The 15,828-nt window shown below is 65.8% G+C and carries 16 protein-coding genes; 7 read left to right on the forward strand and 9 right to left on the reverse strand.

The features are described 5' to 3' along the window. Positions 1–172: 172 nt before the first annotated feature. The 3 genes from fabB to RAM80_RS26165 form a co-directional block, all read right to left on the reverse strand. Entirely contained in the window at positions 173–1,393 is a 1,221-nt protein-coding gene (gene fabB, locus RAM80_RS26155) for a beta-ketoacyl-ACP synthase I (RefSeq protein ID WP_416423285.1), read from the reverse strand. An 11-nt stretch (positions 1,394–1,404) separates the two neighbouring features. Next, a complete protein-coding gene (fabA, locus tag RAM80_RS26160; RefSeq protein ID WP_416423286.1) occupies positions 1,405–1,920 on the reverse strand; it encodes a 3-hydroxyacyl-[acyl-carrier-protein] dehydratase FabA in 516 nt (171 codons plus the stop codon). Positions 1,921–2,168: 248 nt separating this feature from the next. Further along, positions 2,169–4,067, reverse strand: a complete 1,899-nt coding sequence (locus tag RAM80_RS26165; protein WP_416423287.1) for a response regulator — start codon at positions 4,065–4,067, stop codon at positions 2,169–2,171. A 206-nt stretch (positions 4,068–4,273) separates the two neighbouring features. Between RAM80_RS26165 and RAM80_RS26170 the strand changes: the two genes are divergently transcribed. The 5 genes from RAM80_RS26170 to RAM80_RS26190 all read left to right on the forward strand — a co-directional run bounded on the left by RAM80_RS26170 (position 4,274) and on the right by RAM80_RS26190 (position 7,215). Then, positions 4,274–5,299, forward strand: a complete 1,026-nt coding sequence (locus tag RAM80_RS26170) for an NAD(P)H-dependent glycerol-3-phosphate dehydrogenase (RefSeq protein ID WP_416423288.1) — start codon at positions 4,274–4,276, stop codon at positions 5,297–5,299. A gap of 18 nt (positions 5,300–5,317) precedes the next feature. Next, complete coding sequence (locus tag RAM80_RS26175) at positions 5,318–5,665, forward strand: DUF4389 domain-containing protein (protein ID WP_416423289.1); 348 nt, start codon at positions 5,318–5,320, stop codon at positions 5,663–5,665. Then, complete coding sequence (gene sixA / locus RAM80_RS26180) at positions 5,662–6,117, forward strand: phosphohistidine phosphatase SixA (protein WP_416423290.1); 456 nt, start codon at positions 5,662–5,664, stop codon at positions 6,115–6,117. The genes RAM80_RS26175 and sixA overlap by 4 nt, the downstream gene beginning before the upstream one ends. A 153-nt stretch (positions 6,118–6,270) precedes the next feature. Further along, positions 6,271–6,714 carry a hotdog fold thioesterase gene (locus RAM80_RS26185; protein ID WP_416423291.1) on the forward strand — a complete coding sequence of 148 codons (444 nt, stop codon included), beginning with the start codon at positions 6,271–6,273 and terminating at the stop codon, positions 6,712–6,714. Positions 6,715–6,906: 192 nt separating this feature from the next. Next, entirely contained in the window at positions 6,907–7,215 is a 309-nt protein-coding gene (locus RAM80_RS26190; protein ID WP_416423292.1) for a hypothetical protein, read from the forward strand. Between the two features lie 3 nt (positions 7,216–7,218). Here the strand turns inward: RAM80_RS26190 and RAM80_RS26195 are convergent, their stop codons facing one another. After that, the gene (locus tag RAM80_RS26195) at positions 7,219–8,082 is read right to left on the reverse strand and encodes a hypothetical protein (protein ID WP_416423293.1); all 864 of its coding nucleotides are present in this window, start codon (positions 8,080–8,082) and stop codon (positions 7,219–7,221) included. A 104-nt stretch (positions 8,083–8,186) separates the two neighbouring features. After that, positions 8,187–8,684, reverse strand: coding sequence for a transcription elongation factor GreB (greB, locus tag RAM80_RS26200; RefSeq protein WP_416423294.1), 498 nt, complete (start codon positions 8,682–8,684; stop codon positions 8,187–8,189). A 134-nt stretch (positions 8,685–8,818) separates the two neighbouring features. On the opposite strand from greB, the gene RAM80_RS26205 reads away from it, so the two are divergent. Both RAM80_RS26205 and RAM80_RS26210 read left to right on the forward strand, forming a co-directional pair. After that, the gene (locus RAM80_RS26205) at positions 8,819–10,570 is read left to right on the forward strand and encodes an FAD-dependent oxidoreductase (RefSeq protein WP_416423295.1); all 1,752 of its coding nucleotides are present in this window, start codon (positions 8,819–8,821) and stop codon (positions 10,568–10,570) included. A 267-nt stretch (positions 10,571–10,837) separates the two neighbouring features. Next, entirely contained in the window at positions 10,838–11,221 is a 384-nt protein-coding gene (locus RAM80_RS26210) for an IS110 family transposase (RefSeq protein WP_416423296.1), read from the forward strand. A gap of 361 nt (positions 11,222–11,582) precedes the next feature. Here RAM80_RS26210 and RAM80_RS26215 read toward each other — a convergent pair whose 3' ends face one another. The 4 genes from RAM80_RS26215 to RAM80_RS26230 form a co-directional block, all read right to left on the reverse strand. Further along, positions 11,583–12,395, reverse strand: a complete 813-nt coding sequence (locus tag RAM80_RS26215) for a sugar phosphate isomerase/epimerase family protein (RefSeq protein ID WP_416423297.1) — start codon at positions 12,393–12,395, stop codon at positions 11,583–11,585. Between the two features lie 55 nt (positions 12,396–12,450). Continuing rightward, entirely contained in the window at positions 12,451–13,794 is a 1,344-nt protein-coding gene (locus tag RAM80_RS26220; protein WP_416423298.1) for an MFS transporter, read from the reverse strand. 103 nt (positions 13,795–13,897) lie between these two features. After that, positions 13,898–14,692: an IclR family transcriptional regulator gene (locus RAM80_RS26225; RefSeq protein ID WP_416423299.1), complete on the reverse strand. Its 795-nt coding sequence runs from the start codon at positions 14,690–14,692 to the stop codon at positions 13,898–13,900. A gap of 63 nt (positions 14,693–14,755) precedes the next feature. Continuing rightward, positions 14,756–15,799, reverse strand: a complete 1,044-nt coding sequence (locus tag RAM80_RS26230) for a Gfo/Idh/MocA family protein (RefSeq protein ID WP_416423300.1) — start codon at positions 15,797–15,799, stop codon at positions 14,756–14,758. Positions 15,800–15,828: the final 29 nt, after the last annotated feature.

Consider the following 15,828-nt stretch of genomic DNA (forward strand, 5'->3'; position numbering starts at 1 on the left):
TTGTGCTCTGGCGGCGCTCCTGTAATTAAGGGAATGGCTGTGGGAGCTGGCTTGCCAGCGAGCTGTTGAGGCCCGAAAAGCTCGCTGGCAAGCCAGCTCCCACAAGACAATTCAGGGCATAAAAAAAACGGCACCCGAAGGTGCCGTTCTTTTTCAGCAAGGGGGTGAGCCCTTACTTGCCCTGCCAGCGCTTGAGCACCAGCGTGGCGTTGGTGCCACCGAAGCCGAAGCTGTTGCTCATGACGGTGTCGATCTTGGCGTTTTCTTGAGTCTCGCGCAGGATCGGCATGTCGGCAACGGCTGGGTCCAGCTCGTCGATGTTGGCGGAACCGGCAATGAAGTTGCCTTCCATCATCAGCATGCAGTAGATCGCTTCGTGAACGCCGGCGGCGCCCAGGGAGTGACCCGACAGGCTCTTGGTGGAGCTGATGGCCGGGGCCTTGTCGCCGAACACTTCGCGCACACCTTTCATTTCCGCGACGTCGCCGACCGGGGTCGAGGTGCCGTGGGTGTTCAGGTAGTCGATCGGGGTGTCGACGGTGGACAGCGCCTGCTGCATGCAGCGGATCGCGCCTTCGCCGCTCGGGGCCACCATGTCGTAGCCGTCGGAAGTAGCGCCGTAGCCGACGATTTCCGCGTAGATCTTGGCGCCACGGGCCAGGGCGTGTTCCAGCTCCTCGACCACTACCATGCCGCCACCGCCGGCGATGACGAAGCCATCACGGTCGTTGTCGTAGGCGCGCGAAGCCTTTTCCGGGGTGTCGTTGCGCTTGCTGGACAGGGCGCCCATGGCGTCGAACAGGAACGACTGGCTCCAGTGTTCTTCTTCACCGCCACCGGCGAAGACGATGTCCTGCTTGCCCATCTGGATCTGTTCCATGGCGGTACCGATGCAGTGGGCACTGGTGGCGCAGGCAGAAGCGATGGAGTAGTTCAGGCCCTTGATCTTGAATGGCGTGGCCAGGCAAGCGGAGACCGTGCTGCTCATGGTGCGGGTCACGCGGTATGGACCAACGCGCTTCACGCCTTTCTCGCGCAGGATGTCCAGCGCTTCCATCTGGTTGAGGGTCGACGCGCCGCCCGAACCTGCGATCAGGCCGGTACGCGGGTTGGAGACCATCTCTTCGGTCAGGCCCGAATCCTTGATCGCGTCGGCCATGGCCAGGTAGGCGTAGGCAGCGGCGTGACCCACGAAACGGAACACCTTGCGGTCGATCAGTTCTTCGAGGTTGAGGTCGATGGAGCCGGAAACCTGGCTGCGCAGACCCATTTCGGCATATTCCGGGTTGAAGCGGATGCCAGGGCGGTTTGCACGCAGGTTTGCGGTGACGGTGTCTTTGTCATTGCCCAAGCAGGAAACAATGCCCAGACCAGTGATAACGACGCGGCGCATGCGGATAACCCTTAGAAATTTTCGGTGGATGTGAACACGCCGACCCGAAGGCCTTCGGCGGTGTAGATCTCTTTGCCGTCAACGCTGACGGAACCGTCGGCGATGGCCAGGTTCAGCTTGCCCTTGAGGACGCGCTTGATCTGGATGTTGTAGGTGACCTTCTTGGCGGTCGGCAGTACCTGGCCGAAGAACTTCACTTCGCCCGAGCCCAGCGCACGGCCGCGGCCCGGCAGGCCTTGCCAGCCCAGGAAGAAACCGACCAGCTGCCACATGGCGTCGAGGCCCAGGCAGCCCGGCATCACCGGGTCACCTTCGAAGTGGCAGGCGAAGAACCACAGGTCCGGGTTGATATCCAGCTCGGCGACCAATTCACCTTTGCCGTACTTGCCACCTTCGCTGCTGATATGGGTAATGCGATCCACCATCAGCATGTTACCGGCGGGCAGTTGCGCGTTACCTGGGCCGAACATCTCGCCGCGGCTGCAGCTCAGTAGTTCTTCCCGAGTAAAGGCGTGTTGTTTGGTCATGCGAGCTCCTCAATAGTCCCGTGTGGCAGTGGGGCAAATTCTCCCGGCCGTGCCAAAGCGAATGCGCCTTTGGCAGGGCAGCCTACACATAGACTATTGCGTTGTAGTGAAAGTCACAGCGCCAGGGACAAAGAAGTACACCTGTGCACTGAAATTTTTTATCCAGGCGGTTCATTTTGCCTGACATAACGTCTAAGACTGCCGCACTTTAGCATTTAGCGCCAGCCCCGGCTGCCCTGGGGGCGCATTTAAGCTGCCAGCCAGCGCCTCAGTACCTGCTCCAGATCGGTACGTTTGAAAGGTTTTGCCAGATAGTCATTCATGCCGGCGGTCAGGCAGGCCTCGCGGTCGCCCAGCAGGGCGTTGGCGGTCAGGGCGATGATGGGCAAGTGCGCGTGCTCGGGCAGTTGGCGGATGCGCCGGGTGGCTTCGTAGCCATCGACGATGGGCAGGCGGCAGTCCATCAGCACCGCATCGAACGGCTGGTGGGTGACCTCGTGGATGGCCTGGGCGCCGTCGCCGACCACGCTCACCACGAAGCCCAGGCTGCGCAGCATGGCCTCGATCACGGTCTGGTTGACCGGGTTGTCTTCCACCAGCAGCACGCGCTTGCCCAGGTTCTGCGCCTCGTCGCCCAGCCGCGCTTCGCGCAGTGGCGTGGCGGCGCGCTGGCTCAGCGCCAGGGGGATTTCCAGGGTGAACAGCGAGCCGCGGCCTTCCTCGCTTTCGGCCAGCAGGGTGCCACCCATGCGCTCGGCCAGGGTACGCGCGATGGGCAGGCCCAGGCCGGTGCCGCCGTAGCGGCGCGAGATGCTGCTGTCGGCCTGCTGGAAGGCCACGAACATACTTTCCAGGCGCTCGGCGCTGATGCCGATGCCGGTGTCGCGCACGGTGCAGGTCAGCCAGATCAACTGGTGGTCGAGCACCTGCCACTGGGCGTCGATGTGCACGCTGCCGACGTCGGTGAACTTGATGGCATTGCCAATCAGGTTCACCAGGATCTGGCGGATGCGCGTGGGGTCGCCCTCCACCTGCAGGGCGTCGAAGCCCTGGGCCAGGCTCAGGTGCAGCGCCAGGCCGCTTTTCTGCGCGGTGTGCTGGAAGGTGTGGGCGCAGCTGGCCACCAGCTCGCCGAGGTTGAAGGGGATGTGCTCCAGTTCCAGCGCGGCGCGTTCGATGCGCGAGAAGTCGAGAATGTCGTTGATCACCTTCAGCAGGTGTTCGGTGGACTGGGTGGCCAGGGCCGCGTACTCGATCTGCTCGTCGGTCATCACCGTGGTTTCCAGCAGCTGCAGCATGCCCAGCACACCGTTCATGGGCGTGCGCAGTTCATGGCTCATCATGGCCAGGAAGTCGGACTTGGCGCTGTTGGCGCGCTCGGCCTGTTCGCGGGTGCTGATCAGTTGCTCGATGGCCTGCTGCTGTTCGCGCCCGGCCTGGTCCAGGCCCTTGGCAAGGTTGTTGATGTGCTGGGCCAGGTTGCCCAACTCGGTGTCGTCGACAATGGGCAGCGGCGCCTTGAAGTCGCCTTCCTGGATGGCCTTCACCGCCAGGCCCATCTCGCTGATCGGCCGGGCCAGGCTCAGGGCCAGGCGCCGGGCCAGCAGGAAACTGAACAGCAGGGCCACCAGCGCCAGCACCGCGGCCTTGAGCAGGATCTCCTGCTGGCGCTGGTTGAAGGCGTCGTTGGACATGCCGACGATCACCCGGCCCACGCAGTCGGGCTGGCCCACGCGCAGCAGGTTGCCGTGGTGCAGGTCGCCGGCCAGGGCGGCGCGCTGCAGGCGGATGCTGGCCTGGAACACCTGCACCTTGGCGCTGTGCGCCAGCACGCCGTCGGGCTGCTCGACGTACAGCAGCACATGGTCGTTGCTGTCCTGTACCTCCAGGAAGCGCACGTGGGGGATCTCCAGGGTGGCGCGCAGCAGGCTGTCGAGCACCGTGGTGTTGTGGCTGATCACGCCGAACTCGGCGGCCGGCGCCAGCTGGTTGGCGATCAGTTGGCCGGTGCGGGTCATTTCCTCGCGCAGGTCCTGGATGCGCACGAAGGTGAAGAAACCGGTGAGCAGCAGGGTCAGCACCAGGGCGGGGCCCAGGCAGATCACCTGGGTGCGGCTGTGGATGTCCCAGCTGGGACGCCATTTCATCGGGTGCAATCTCGCACGGTGCGGCCTTGGCAAAGTCGAACAGCCGCGCATTTTAACCGCCTTGGGCGACATTTCCAGTCATGTGTACGGCATCGACACGTGCGGCTACGCTTTCGCGCAAGGCTTTGGCCTGCGGGGCTGGCCGCGGCGCGTGCGCTCCGTATAATGCGGGCGTCGCCACTTTTTATGGTTTTGATGGATTGGATATGACTGAACAGCAGCCTGTTGCAGTGCTGGGGGGCGGAAGCTTCGGGACCGCCGTGGCGAACCTGCTGGCCGAGAACGGCCACGCGGTACGCCAGTGGATGCGCGATCCCGAGCAAGCCGAGGCGATCCGCACCCAGCGCGAGAATCCGCGCTACCTCAAGGGCATCAAGATCCACGCCGGCGTCGAGCCGGTCACCGACCTGCTCGCCACCCTGGGTGGCAGCGACCTGATCTTCGTGGCCCTGCCGTCCAGCGCCCTGCGCAGCGTGCTGGCGCCCCATGCGCAGCTGCTGGCCGGGCGCATGCTGGTCAGCCTGACCAAGGGTATCGAGGCCCAGACGTTCAAGCTGATGAGCGAGATCCTTGGCGACATCGCCCCAGACGCCCGCATCGGCGTGCTGTCGGGCCCCAACCTTGCGCGCGAGGTGGCCGAGCACGCCCTGACCGCCACCGTGGTGGCCAGCGAGGACGAGAACCTCTGCGAACAGGTGCAGGCCGCGCTGCACGGGCCCACGTTCAGGGTCTACGCCAGTGCCGACCGCTTCGGCGTGGAGCTGGGCGGGGCGCTGAAGAACGTCTACGCCATCATCGCCGGCATGGCGGTGGCGCTGGGCATGGGCGAGAACACCAAGAGCATGCTGATTACCCGCGCCCTGGCGGAGATGACCCGCTTCGCCGTGAGCCAGGGCGCCAACCCCATGACCTTCCTGGGCCTGGCCGGGGTGGGCGACCTGATCGTCACCTGCTCCTCGCCCAAGAGCCGCAACTACCAGGTGGGCTTCGCCCTGGGCCAGGGCCTGAGCCTGGACGAGGCGGTCAACCGCCTGGGCGAGGTGGCAGAGGGCGTCAACACCCTCAAGGTGCTCAAGGCCAAGGCCCAGGAGCTGAAGGTGTACATGCCGCTGGTAGCCGGGCTGCACGCCATTCTGTTCGAAGGGCGTACCCTGGCCCAGGTCATCGAACTGTTGATGCGCGCCGAGCCCAAGACCGACGTCGACTTCATTTCCACCAGTGGTTTCAACTGATTTTGCAGGAGCAAGGACATGAGTGATTCGCCTCTCAAGCCCAGTCAGGAATCGATCCTGCTGCGGGTGCTGTGGATGGTGCTGTACGTGCTGGTGTGGCAGGTGGCCCAGCTGCTGCTGGGCGCCGTGGTGCTGATCCAGCTGGTCTATCGGCTGGTGTACGGCTCGCCGAACCTGAGCCTGATGAACTTCGGCGACAGCCTCAGCCAGTTCATGGCGCAGATCGGCCGGTTCGGCAGCTTCCACACCGAACAGAAGCCCTGGCCGTTCGCTGATTGGCCGGCGCCACGCGCACCCGAAGGCGAGGCCCCGCACAGCGTGCCGCCTGCGCCGCACCCGGCCCGCGACGAAGAGCCCAAGCTGTGAAGCTGTGGATCCTGCGCCACGGCGAGGCCCAGGGCCAGGCCGCCCGCGACAGCCTGCGCGAACTCACCGACTACGGCCGCGAAGAAGTGCTGCGCAGCGCTGCGCACCTGCTGGGCCAGCCGCTGGCCGCGGTGTACGCCAGCCCTTACGTGCGTGCCCAGCAGACCGCCACCATCGTCCACGAGGCGCTGGCGCTGGAGCAGCCCATCGTCACCGTGCCTTGGCTGACCCCTGAAAGCGACCCCCAGGAGGTCATCGGCCAGCTGGACCGCCTGGGCCTGGACAGCGTGCTGCTGGTCAGCCACCAGCCGCTGGTGGGCGCCCTGGTGGGCCTGCTGGAAAACGGCCACCTGCAGCAGCCACGCGGCATGAACACCGCCAGCCTGGCGGTGCTCGAAGGCGACTGGCCGCTGGCCGGGCTGATGAGCGTGCAGGCCGTGCACCACGCCTGAGCCGGCGGCGGAACGGCCAAATGCCAGCCTGCAACGGCGCTGGCGCTTGCACGCCGCGCCGGGGCTGCCAGATAGTGGGGCGGTCGATTGCGGCCGCCTCGCTGTTCCAGCGACGCGCGCCGGCCTTGAATATTCCGGAAAAGGACGAATCCCATGAGCCTATGGCGCACGCAACCCAACCTCGAGCAGTTCAACGAGGCGCAGAAGAACACCATCGGCGAGGTGCTCGACATCCGCTTCGAAGCCGTGGATGACGACTCCCTGACCGCCAGCATGGCGGTCGACCATCGCACCCACCAGCCCTACGGCCTGCTGCACGGCGGCGCCTCGGTGGTGCTGGCGGAAACCCTGGGTTCCATGGCCAGCTACCTGTGCATCGACCCCAGCACCCATTACTGTGTGGGGCTGGAGGTGAACGCCAACCACGTGCGCGGCGTGCGCAGTGGCCGCGTGACCGGCGTGGCGCGGGCGGTGCACATCGGCCGCACCACCCACGTGTGGGACATTCGCCTGAGCGACGAGCGCGGCAAGCTCAACTGCATCTCGCGGCTCACCGTGGCGGTGGTGCCACTGGGCGAGAACCCGCCGGGGCGTTGATCTGCCTTCGTCTCGTTGACACCGGTGCCATCGTTTTACTACGATGGCATTCAAGCGCCGATTTAACACAGCTACTTGCGGGGCGCAGGAATACTTCCATCACGGGAGTTTCCGAAATACCGCTAAAACGCTGGTTCGGTGTCGCCTCCCACCGCAGCCCAGCGGGACCTGCGAGGCTTGGAAGACACCACCATGAGTTGCCCCCGTCCTATCGTCTGCCTGACGCCACTGCCAGCCAGCAGCGCGCCGCGCAACCCCCGAATCCTGCTGGTCGGCCAGCACCAGCCGACCCTGCTGCGCTACCTCGATGGTTGGCCACGCCGTGCGGGCAAGGCCAGCGCCTTCCTGATCCAGTTCATCGACCCCAGCCAGTCCCTGGCCAACCTCGCCAACAACCGCTTCGACCTGGCCGTGGTGCAGTCACCGGCCGCCGAGCACGCCGCCGAAGTCATCGGCCACCTGACCCGCGTGGCGCGCCAGGGGCTGGTTACCCTGCGCTGAGCGTCAACGGCTCAGGGCCTTCACTACACTGGCGTGGATGCAGTTGGCGACGATGCGGCTGCGCAGGCTCCAATCGGTGTTGATGATGTAGAACTGCTGGATGTAGCTCTGCTCGTCTTCGGAGTGGAACCACAGGTCGATCTTGTCGCTGAAGTCGTCGGGCAGGAACAGTGGCAGGGCGTACCTGGCGCACTGGATCGAGCGCAGTTCCTCGTCGGGCTTGTGCTCCCTGGCCACTTTGTCCATGAAGTTCTTCAGTTGGTGGGTGGGCAGGGTGTTGCTCTCGCTCCAGCGCTGGTTCACCGGTTTCCAGATCAGGGCGTTCCACGCCGGGCCCCGGTAGGCCAGTACCAGCGTCTTGCCGGGATTTTCCAGCCACAGGTACACCAGTTTCTTGCCGATGGCGTCATAGGGCAGGCAGCGATGGCCCAGGCGAGCTGCCAGTACCTGCTGAAGCTCTTCGTGCGCCGCAGGGGTGAAGTCCTTGAGTTGGTGGAGGTCGAGAATGATGATTTCGCGCTGGGTATCGGCTTCGTCGTAATAAGCCAGGAGAGGCGTGATCAAATCCTCCTCCAGGCTTCGTCCTACCGAGTTCATGTGCGTCAGCTGGAAGCGGCGCGGGTCGCCAGCGGCGAACTGTCTGCAAAAGCGCACGCGCAGGTCCAGCGAGCGGATACCGTTGCGGACCTGTTCGATGGGTGGCAGGTCCTGGGTGATCTCGTGGGGTAACTGCAACTGTGGCCGTTGCCGTTTATGGCTGCCCGAATCGTGGCTGCCGGGCAATATCAACTGGTCGATGCGCAGGTTGCCGATAACCGCGTTGTTGCTCATCCAGGCGTGCAGGTTGTCCTGGTTCTTGACTTTCATGGTGGGCCTTCCTTGGCGAGGGGGGGAGCCCACCATCCTAGGCGCCGGGCGCACCCTTGCCGATCAGGCGAAGACGCGTGCCGCGCAGGAAAAGTCGCCCTGGCTCAGGGGTAATCAATCTCGACGATATACACCAGCTGCTCGCCGGTGGGGGTGTGCACCCGCACCTCGGCGTCCAGCGCCTTGCCCAGCAGGGCACGGGCCAGGGGCGAGTCGATGCTGATCAGGTTGAGCTTGAGGTCCAGCTCGTCGGGGCCGACGATGCGGTAGCGCGACGTGTCGCCCTGTTCGTTTTCCACGGTGACCCAGGCGCCGAAGTACACCTTGTTCGGGTCGCTGGGGCGCTCGCTCACCACCTTGAGGTTTTCCAGGCGCTTGGTCAGGAAGCGCACGCGGCTGTCGATCTCGCGCAGCATCTTCTTGCCATAGGTGTATTCGGCGTTCTCGGAGCGGTCACCCTGGGCCGCCGCCTCGCTCACCGACTGGGTCACCTGGGGCCGGCGCACGTGCCACAACTCATGCAATTCCGCCCGCATGCGTGCCTCGCCCTCGGGGGTGATCAGCGCGGTGCCGTGGCTGCGGGGTGGGCGATAGCGACTCATTTAAAGCTCCTTGACTGGCCGGCGGGCAGTCTACCAGCACGGCGTGCGGGGCTTGTGCTTGCGGCTTTGTGGTAATTAAATTAATTTATGGAATGTAATTCCAATAAATAGATTTGCTGCGCGAGGACATAACAATGAGAAAGCACCTGGTGGACATTGAGGAAGGCGAGAGCTTCGACATCGTCGTGGTGGGGGCGGGTGGCGCCGGCATGTCGGCGGCGTTGTTTGGCGCCATCGAGGGGGCCAAGGTGCTGCTGGTGGAACGCAGCGAGTACGTGGGCGGTACCACGGCGTTTTCCGCCGGCACCACCTGGGTTCCCAACAGCCACCACGCCGCCTCGGTGGGCGTGCACGACGACAGCCTGGAGAAAGCCAGCGGCTACCTGGACCTGGCGGTGGGCGCGCGTTCCAACCCGGCGTTGCGCCGGGCGTTCCTGGCCAACGGCCCGCGCGCGGTGGCGAAAATCGAAGCTGGTTCGGCGGTGCGCTATCGCGCCCGGCCGTTCCACCCTGACTACATTTCCGACCTCGCCGGCTCTACGTTGAAGGGCCGGGCGCTGGAACCCCTGGCGTTCGACGGGCGCAAATTGGGCGAACGCTTCCGCCTGGTGCGCCCGCCGATCCCCGAGTTCACCGTGCTGGGCGGCATGATGGTGGACCGTGACGACGTGGGCCACCTGCTCAACCTGAGCCGCTCGCTGGCCTCGTTCAAGCATAGCGCCAGGCTGCTGCTACGCCAGGCCATGGACCGCCTCAAGCATCCGCGCGGCACGCGCCTGGTGATGGGCAACGCGCTGGTGGCCAGCCTGTTGTATTCCCTGGACGAGAAGGGCGTGCCGGTGCTCACCGACTGCCAGATGGACCGCATCGTCAAGGGCGCCGATGGCGTCGAGGCCATTGAACTGTCCCAGCGCGGGGTGAAGCGCCGGGTGCAGGTGCGCGGTGGGGTGATACTGGCCACGGGCGGCTTCAATCGCCACCCGGAGCGGCGCAAGGCGCTGCTGCCGGGCATCGACGCCCGCTGGTGCCCGGGCGCGCCGGGGCACACCGGCCAGGCCCATGACGTGGTGCAGGAGGCGGGCGGCCGTTACGGCGAGCCGGGGCTGAGCCATGCCTTCTGGGCACCGGTGTCGATCCGCCAGCGCGCCGATGGCAGCCAGGCGGTGTTCCCGCACTTCATCCTCGACCGCGGCAAGCCGGGCATGCTCACGGTCAACCAGCAGGGGCGGCGTTTCCTCAACGAGTCGACGTCCTATCACCTGTTTGGCATCGGCCTGCAGGACGCCGGGGTGGCGCCGGGTTACCTGATCACCGACGCCGAGGGGCTGCGCAAGTACGGCCTGGGCATGGTGCGGCCCGGTGGCAAGGGCCTGCAGCCGTTCCTGGATGACGGCTACCTGACCCAGGGTGCCAGCCTGGCGGAGCTGGCGCGGCAACTGGACATCGATGCCCAAGGCCTGCAGGACAGCGTCAAGCGCATGAACGAGTATGCGGTGACGGGCGTGGACCTGGACTACCAGCGTGGTACCACGGACTACCAGCGCGCCAATGGCGATGCGAGCAATGCACCGAACCCGAACCTGGGGCGCATCGGCACCGCGCCGTTCTACGCCGTGCGCCTGTACCCAGGCGACATCGGCGCCGCCACCGGGTTTGCCACCGATGCCCAGGCGTGCGTGCTGGACAGCCATGACCAGGCCATCGGAGGCCTGTACGCGGTGGGCAATGACATGCATTCGGTGATGGGCGGCACGTACCCCGGGCCGGGTATTACCCTGGGGCCGGGGCTGACGTTTGCCTTGCTGGCGGCCGAGCATGCGGCCGTGCGGGCCAAGGGGCAGGCCAGCCAACAGCGCCGCGCGACAGAGCCTGCCGCTGCCCCGTAGCAGCGGCCGCAGGCCGCGTCCTGCCCCGCGCGGTGCCTGGGACGCGGCCTACGGCCGCTTGTGTCTTTCAGAAGGAATAGAATCGAATGAGAGCGGTGAATGGCAGGTTGTTCGGCCGGAGTGCTCCCAAGCACGGGTAGCAGCAGAAACGCCATTCACCTCCCCACTCTGGCTTTAAGCCCGAACAGTTGAACGAGCAGACCTCGAACATCACAAGCGTGGGCTCCGCCAGAGCGCACTCATCCTTGAGTGTAAGAGGTTTTTGCCATGATTTCCTGGATCGGTATCGATGTCAGCAAAGCGTCTCTGGCAGTTTGGATTCATCTGCAAGACATCAGTTTCAGTGTTCCCAATGACTCAAATGGTGACGCCCGACTTATCGAAAAGTTGGGCGGTTATGAGGTGCGCAAGGTTTTGCTCGAGGCGACCGGTGGTTATGAGCGCGGGGTCCTGACGGCGCTGGTTGATTTTAGCGTCGTTCGGGTCAATCCACGTCGGGCCAGGGCGTTCGCCGAGGCGATTGGCAAGCATGCCAAGACCGACCCTATCGATGCCCATGTTCTGGCTCAGTTGCGCCGCGCCCTCCGTAGATTTCTCGCTTGCCTTCAGACGGGTCTTGTACATGGCGTGCTGGATCGTGCTGCGTTATGACGCGTCCTTCAAGGCGCGCTACGAAGGGTTGCGAGCGAAGGGCAAGTGCGGCAAAGCGGCGCTCGTGGCTTGCATGAGGGTACTGCTTGTTCGGCTCAATGCCATGCTGCGCTATGGGACGCAATGGCAGACACAGTAGGCTTGCGCCGTAGCAGCTGCCGCCAGGCTGCGTCCGGTCTCTGCGCGGTCTGACCGCCAATGCGCGGCGCCTGCGGACGCGGCCTACGGCCGCTGCTACGGGGCCCCGTGTACCTCGTCTATCGCGTCGCCTGCATCGCGGCCAAGGCCGGCTCCTACCACAGATGGCGTAGGAGCCGACTTTAGTCGCGATGCAGGCAACGCAGATTCAAGACAGTTGCTGCTACGGGGGCGTAATCAAGGTTGCCTGGGCCGCCTGCAAGGCGGCCTTTGCCCACGCGTGTACGCCCATCTGTGCGACGCGCCGGTCATTGGGGATTTCAACGCTGACCGGCAACTGCGCCGGCAGCTGTTGCCAGATGGCCTTCAAGTCGATACCGCCTTCTCCAGGCAGCAGCCGCTCGCAGCGCGCGGCGTGGATCAGCGCCTCGGTGGTGCTGGGGCGCTCGGCCGGGCCGTCGCAGAGTTGCGCGTAGTGCAGCCATTGAGCGGGGATGCTGGCCAGCTGATCGAGGCGGCTGGCGGAGCGGTCGAAGTGCAGGCTGTCCACCAGGATGCCGGCGTTGGCGCGGTCGGCCTGGTTGACGATCTGCAACGCGGTGTCCAGGTCGGGCACCGCGGTCCAGGGCATGAACTCCAGGTCTGCGGTCAGGCCGTAGGGCTGCATGGCGTCGCACAGCCGCGCGTAGTTGGCCACCAGTCGCGCCGGCTCCGGGTCGTCCCCCGCCACCAGCACCGCCTTGGCGCCCAGCCGCGCGCCCACCTCGAAAAACGCCTCGAAGGTGGCCGGGTCAAAGTCGGCGTTCAGGCGGATCAGCTCCAGGTCAAACACGCTGACGCCGGTATCGGCCATGCGCGCCAGGGTTTCACGCAACAGCGCAGGGTCATCCATCAACGCGTAGGCCACGGCCCCCGGCGCTACCGGCAGCAGGCGCAAGCCGGCGTGGTCATAGCCGGCGCTGGCGGCGAGGTCGATCATCTGCGGCGGGTTGCAGTGCAGGGCGGTCAGTTGGGCAAGGGCAAAGGCAGGGCGCATGGCGTTCTCCTGTAGACGAAGAAAAAAGCGCACCCGAAGGTGCGCAAGGTAGGTATCAGGCCGACGCCGCCAGGGTGGGCTGGCGTCGCTGGTGACGGTATTTGATGGTCAGCGCCACGATGCCCAGGGCAGCGGGCAGGGTGAGGAACAGGAACACCTGGTTGAAGTGCCAGTCGGCCGCCAGCATCAGCGCGCCCACGCCAGCGCCGCTGATGGCGCCGAAACGGCCCATGCCAGTGGCCCAGCTGACGCCGGTGGCGCGAATCTGCGTGGGGTAGAACTGGGTGGCGAGGGCGTAGCTGCCGGTGTTGACGCCGTTGATGAAGTAGCCCAGCAGCACGATCAGCGGGCACAGCACCTGAATGGTCGGCTGCTGCAGGGCAATCAGCACCGCGCTGATACCGCCGCCCAGCAGGGTCAGGCCCACCACCTTGTGGTGGTCGAAGCGGTCCATTTTCATGCCAATGGTGAAGTTGCCCAGCACGCCACCGGCTTGCAGCAGCGAGCCGATCAGCGCCGCCTGGGACAGGCTCAGGCCGGCGTCGCGGCTGATCAGCGGCAGCCAGCTGGACAGCAGGTACATGGTCAGCAGGCCCATGAACAGCGTCACCCAGATCATGCAGGTGCCCAGCCGGTAGCGCGGTGCGAACAGTGCGCCCACCGAACCCTTGTCCTGGACCTTTTCTTCCGAGCTGTAGAACAGCGTGTCAGCGTTGGCCAGGCCTGGCGCCACCTTGGCCACGGCCTGCAGCAGGCGCTGCTTGAGCTCGGGGCGGTGCACCAGGAAGTTGATCGACTCAGGCAGGCAGGCCAGCAACAGCAGGGCGAAGGCGATGGGCAGCACGCCACCGGCGACCATCACCGAGGGCCAGCCGAAGTGTTCGATCAGCGCCTCGCTGCCGATGCCACCCAGGGTGGCGCCGATGGTGAAGCCGCAGTAGATGCCGGTGACCATGTGCGAGCGGCTGCGCTTGGGCCCGTACTCGGCCACCAGGGTGGCGGTGTTGGGCATGGAGGCGCCCAGGCCCAGGCCGGTGAGGAAGCGCAGCAGGGTGAGGCTGGTGATGTCGGTGGCGAACGCCGAAGCCAGGCTCCACACGCCGAAGAAGAACACCGACCCGATGATGACCTTGCGCCGCCCCAGGCGGTCGGCCATGGGCCCGGCAACCATGGCGCCGATGGCCAGGCCCAGCAGGCTGCTCATCATCACCGGGCCCAGGTCGTGGCGGGCGATGCCCCAGTCATCCACCAGCGCCGGGGCGACGAAGCCGATGGCGGTGGTGTCGAAGCCATCGAAGGCCAGCACGATGAAACCCAGCAACACCACCAGCCACTGACGCGCGCCCATGGGGCGGGCGTCGAGGAAGGTGCTGACATCCACGCGAGCGGAATGAGGCATGACGATACTCCCGATTTTTTTATTGTTGGGTGAGGCTCGGGAGTGAAAATAGCAGTAGTGGAATGTAATTCCAAATATTAATTAGATGTCATTTATCTGTTCTTCATGTCGCGGTCATGGTGGAAAACTTCGGCACGCTGCCCAGCTCGGTCTGCGCCAGGTCCTTGGCCGCCGCCAGCAGCGCTGGCACCAGCGCCTGCATGCGCTCGGCGCTCAGGCGCACGCTGGGGCCGGCGATGCTGATCACGCCTGAAGGCGTGCTCTGGCCGGGGTGGTACAGGGCGGTGGCAATGGCGGCGGCGCCGGCTTCGAAGCTCTCGTTGACGCAGGCGTAGCCGTCGGCGCGGGCCTGGTGCAGGTTGTTCAGCAGGGCCTCGACGGTGGTCGGTGCGTTGGGGCCGTATTCGCCCGGCTTCGGCAGGCCTTGGCGGTACACCAGTTCCAGCGCTTGCTCGTCGCTCAGGCAGCTCAGCCATGCCAGCCCCGAAGCGGTGCAGCCCAGCTTGGCTTCGGCGCCGGCGTCCGGGTCGTAGCGCAGGCCGCTGCGGGTGCCCTGGGCCTTGGCCACCCACACCAGGTGTTCGCCGTCGACGATGCCCAGGCGCACCAGCTCGCCGGATTCGCCGGCCAGCCGCTCGAGGATCGGCCGTGCAAGGTCCACCACGCTGGCATGGGCCAGGTGCTTGAGGGCCAGGGAGATGACCTTCAGCGCCAGAATGTAGTTGCCGTGCTGCGGGTCCTGGCGCACATAGCCTTGCTCCACCAGGCAGGTGAGCATGCGGTGCGTGGCGCTGGGGGCGATGCCCAGGCCTTCGGAGATCTGTTGCAGGGGCAGGCCGGCGGCCTTGCCGGCCAGCAGTTCCAGCGCGCAGAGGCCGCGCTCCAGTGCGTTGCTCATGAGGTATCCCGGGAATGGCATTGAGGGTTGGAATGCCATTCTGCCTGCTTGCCGGGGTTATCGCTACAGCGTCGCCGGCGCCATGGTTCGGCCCTCAGTGGCGGCCCGTTGCGCGGCTTGCACCAGGGCCAGGGTGCGCGCGGCGTCGGCGGCCGTGACCAGTGGCGCACAGGCGCGGCGGGCTACCTGTACCAGGTGGCGCAGCTGGTTGTGCATGGCCAGGCTGTTGTCGGCCTGCTCTTGCCGGCACAGCAGCGGTGAGTGCCAGCCCCGGGCGTCGCCGTACTGCCACAGCTTGAGTTGCGGCAGGTTCAGCGAGCCTTCGGTGCCGGCCAGCAGCAGGCAGGGCTGCTCGGGTTGCTGGGCGAACACCGCCGGGTTCTCGCCGGCGTTCTGGTCCCAGCCCCAGGGCGCGGCGGTGGCGTCGGAGCCGGTGAGGGTGCCCAGCGCGCCGTTGGCGAACTGCAGCAGCAGCGCCGCGCTGTCTTCCACCGGCAGGTCGCGGGCCAGGTGGCTGGTGATGGCCTGCACCTCGCTGACCTCGCCGCACAGGTAGCGCATCAGGTCGAGGTCGTGGATCAGGTTGATCAGCAGCACCCCGGCGCCGGGCTCGCGGCGCCAGCCGACGTCGAAGTAGGCGTCGTCCTTGCGCGTCTGCCACAGCCCGGTCACCGTGGTCAGCCGCCCCAGCGCGCCAGATTCGATGATCTGCCGGGCACGGCTGATAATCGGGTTGTGACGGCGGTGATGGCCGATCAGCAGCGGCACGCCGGTGCGCCGCTCGGCGGCGACCAGCAGCCGCGCCTGCTCCAGGGAACAGGCCACCGGCTTCTCCAGCAGCGTGGCGACGCCGGCGTCCAGGCAGTCGATGGCCGTGGGCACGTGCAGGTCGTTGGGGTTGGCGATGATCACCGCATCGGGCCGGACGCTGTCGAGCAGCACCTGGTGGTGGGGGTAGCTGGGCACGTCGAAGTCATCGGCCAGCTGGCGGGTGAACGGGTCGGCGACGGCCACCAGTTGGGTCTCGGGCAATTGCTGCAGGTAGTGGGCGTGTTGACGGCCCATGGCGCCGGCGCCGATGAGGGCGACCCGGAGGGGAGTTGGCATGCGTGTGTTCCTGATTGTTGTTTTTGGCT

The sequence above is a fragment of the Pseudomonas sp. App30 genome (assembly GCF_047947025.1).
Lineage (GTDB): Bacteria > Pseudomonadota > Gammaproteobacteria > Pseudomonadales > Pseudomonadaceae > Aquipseudomonas.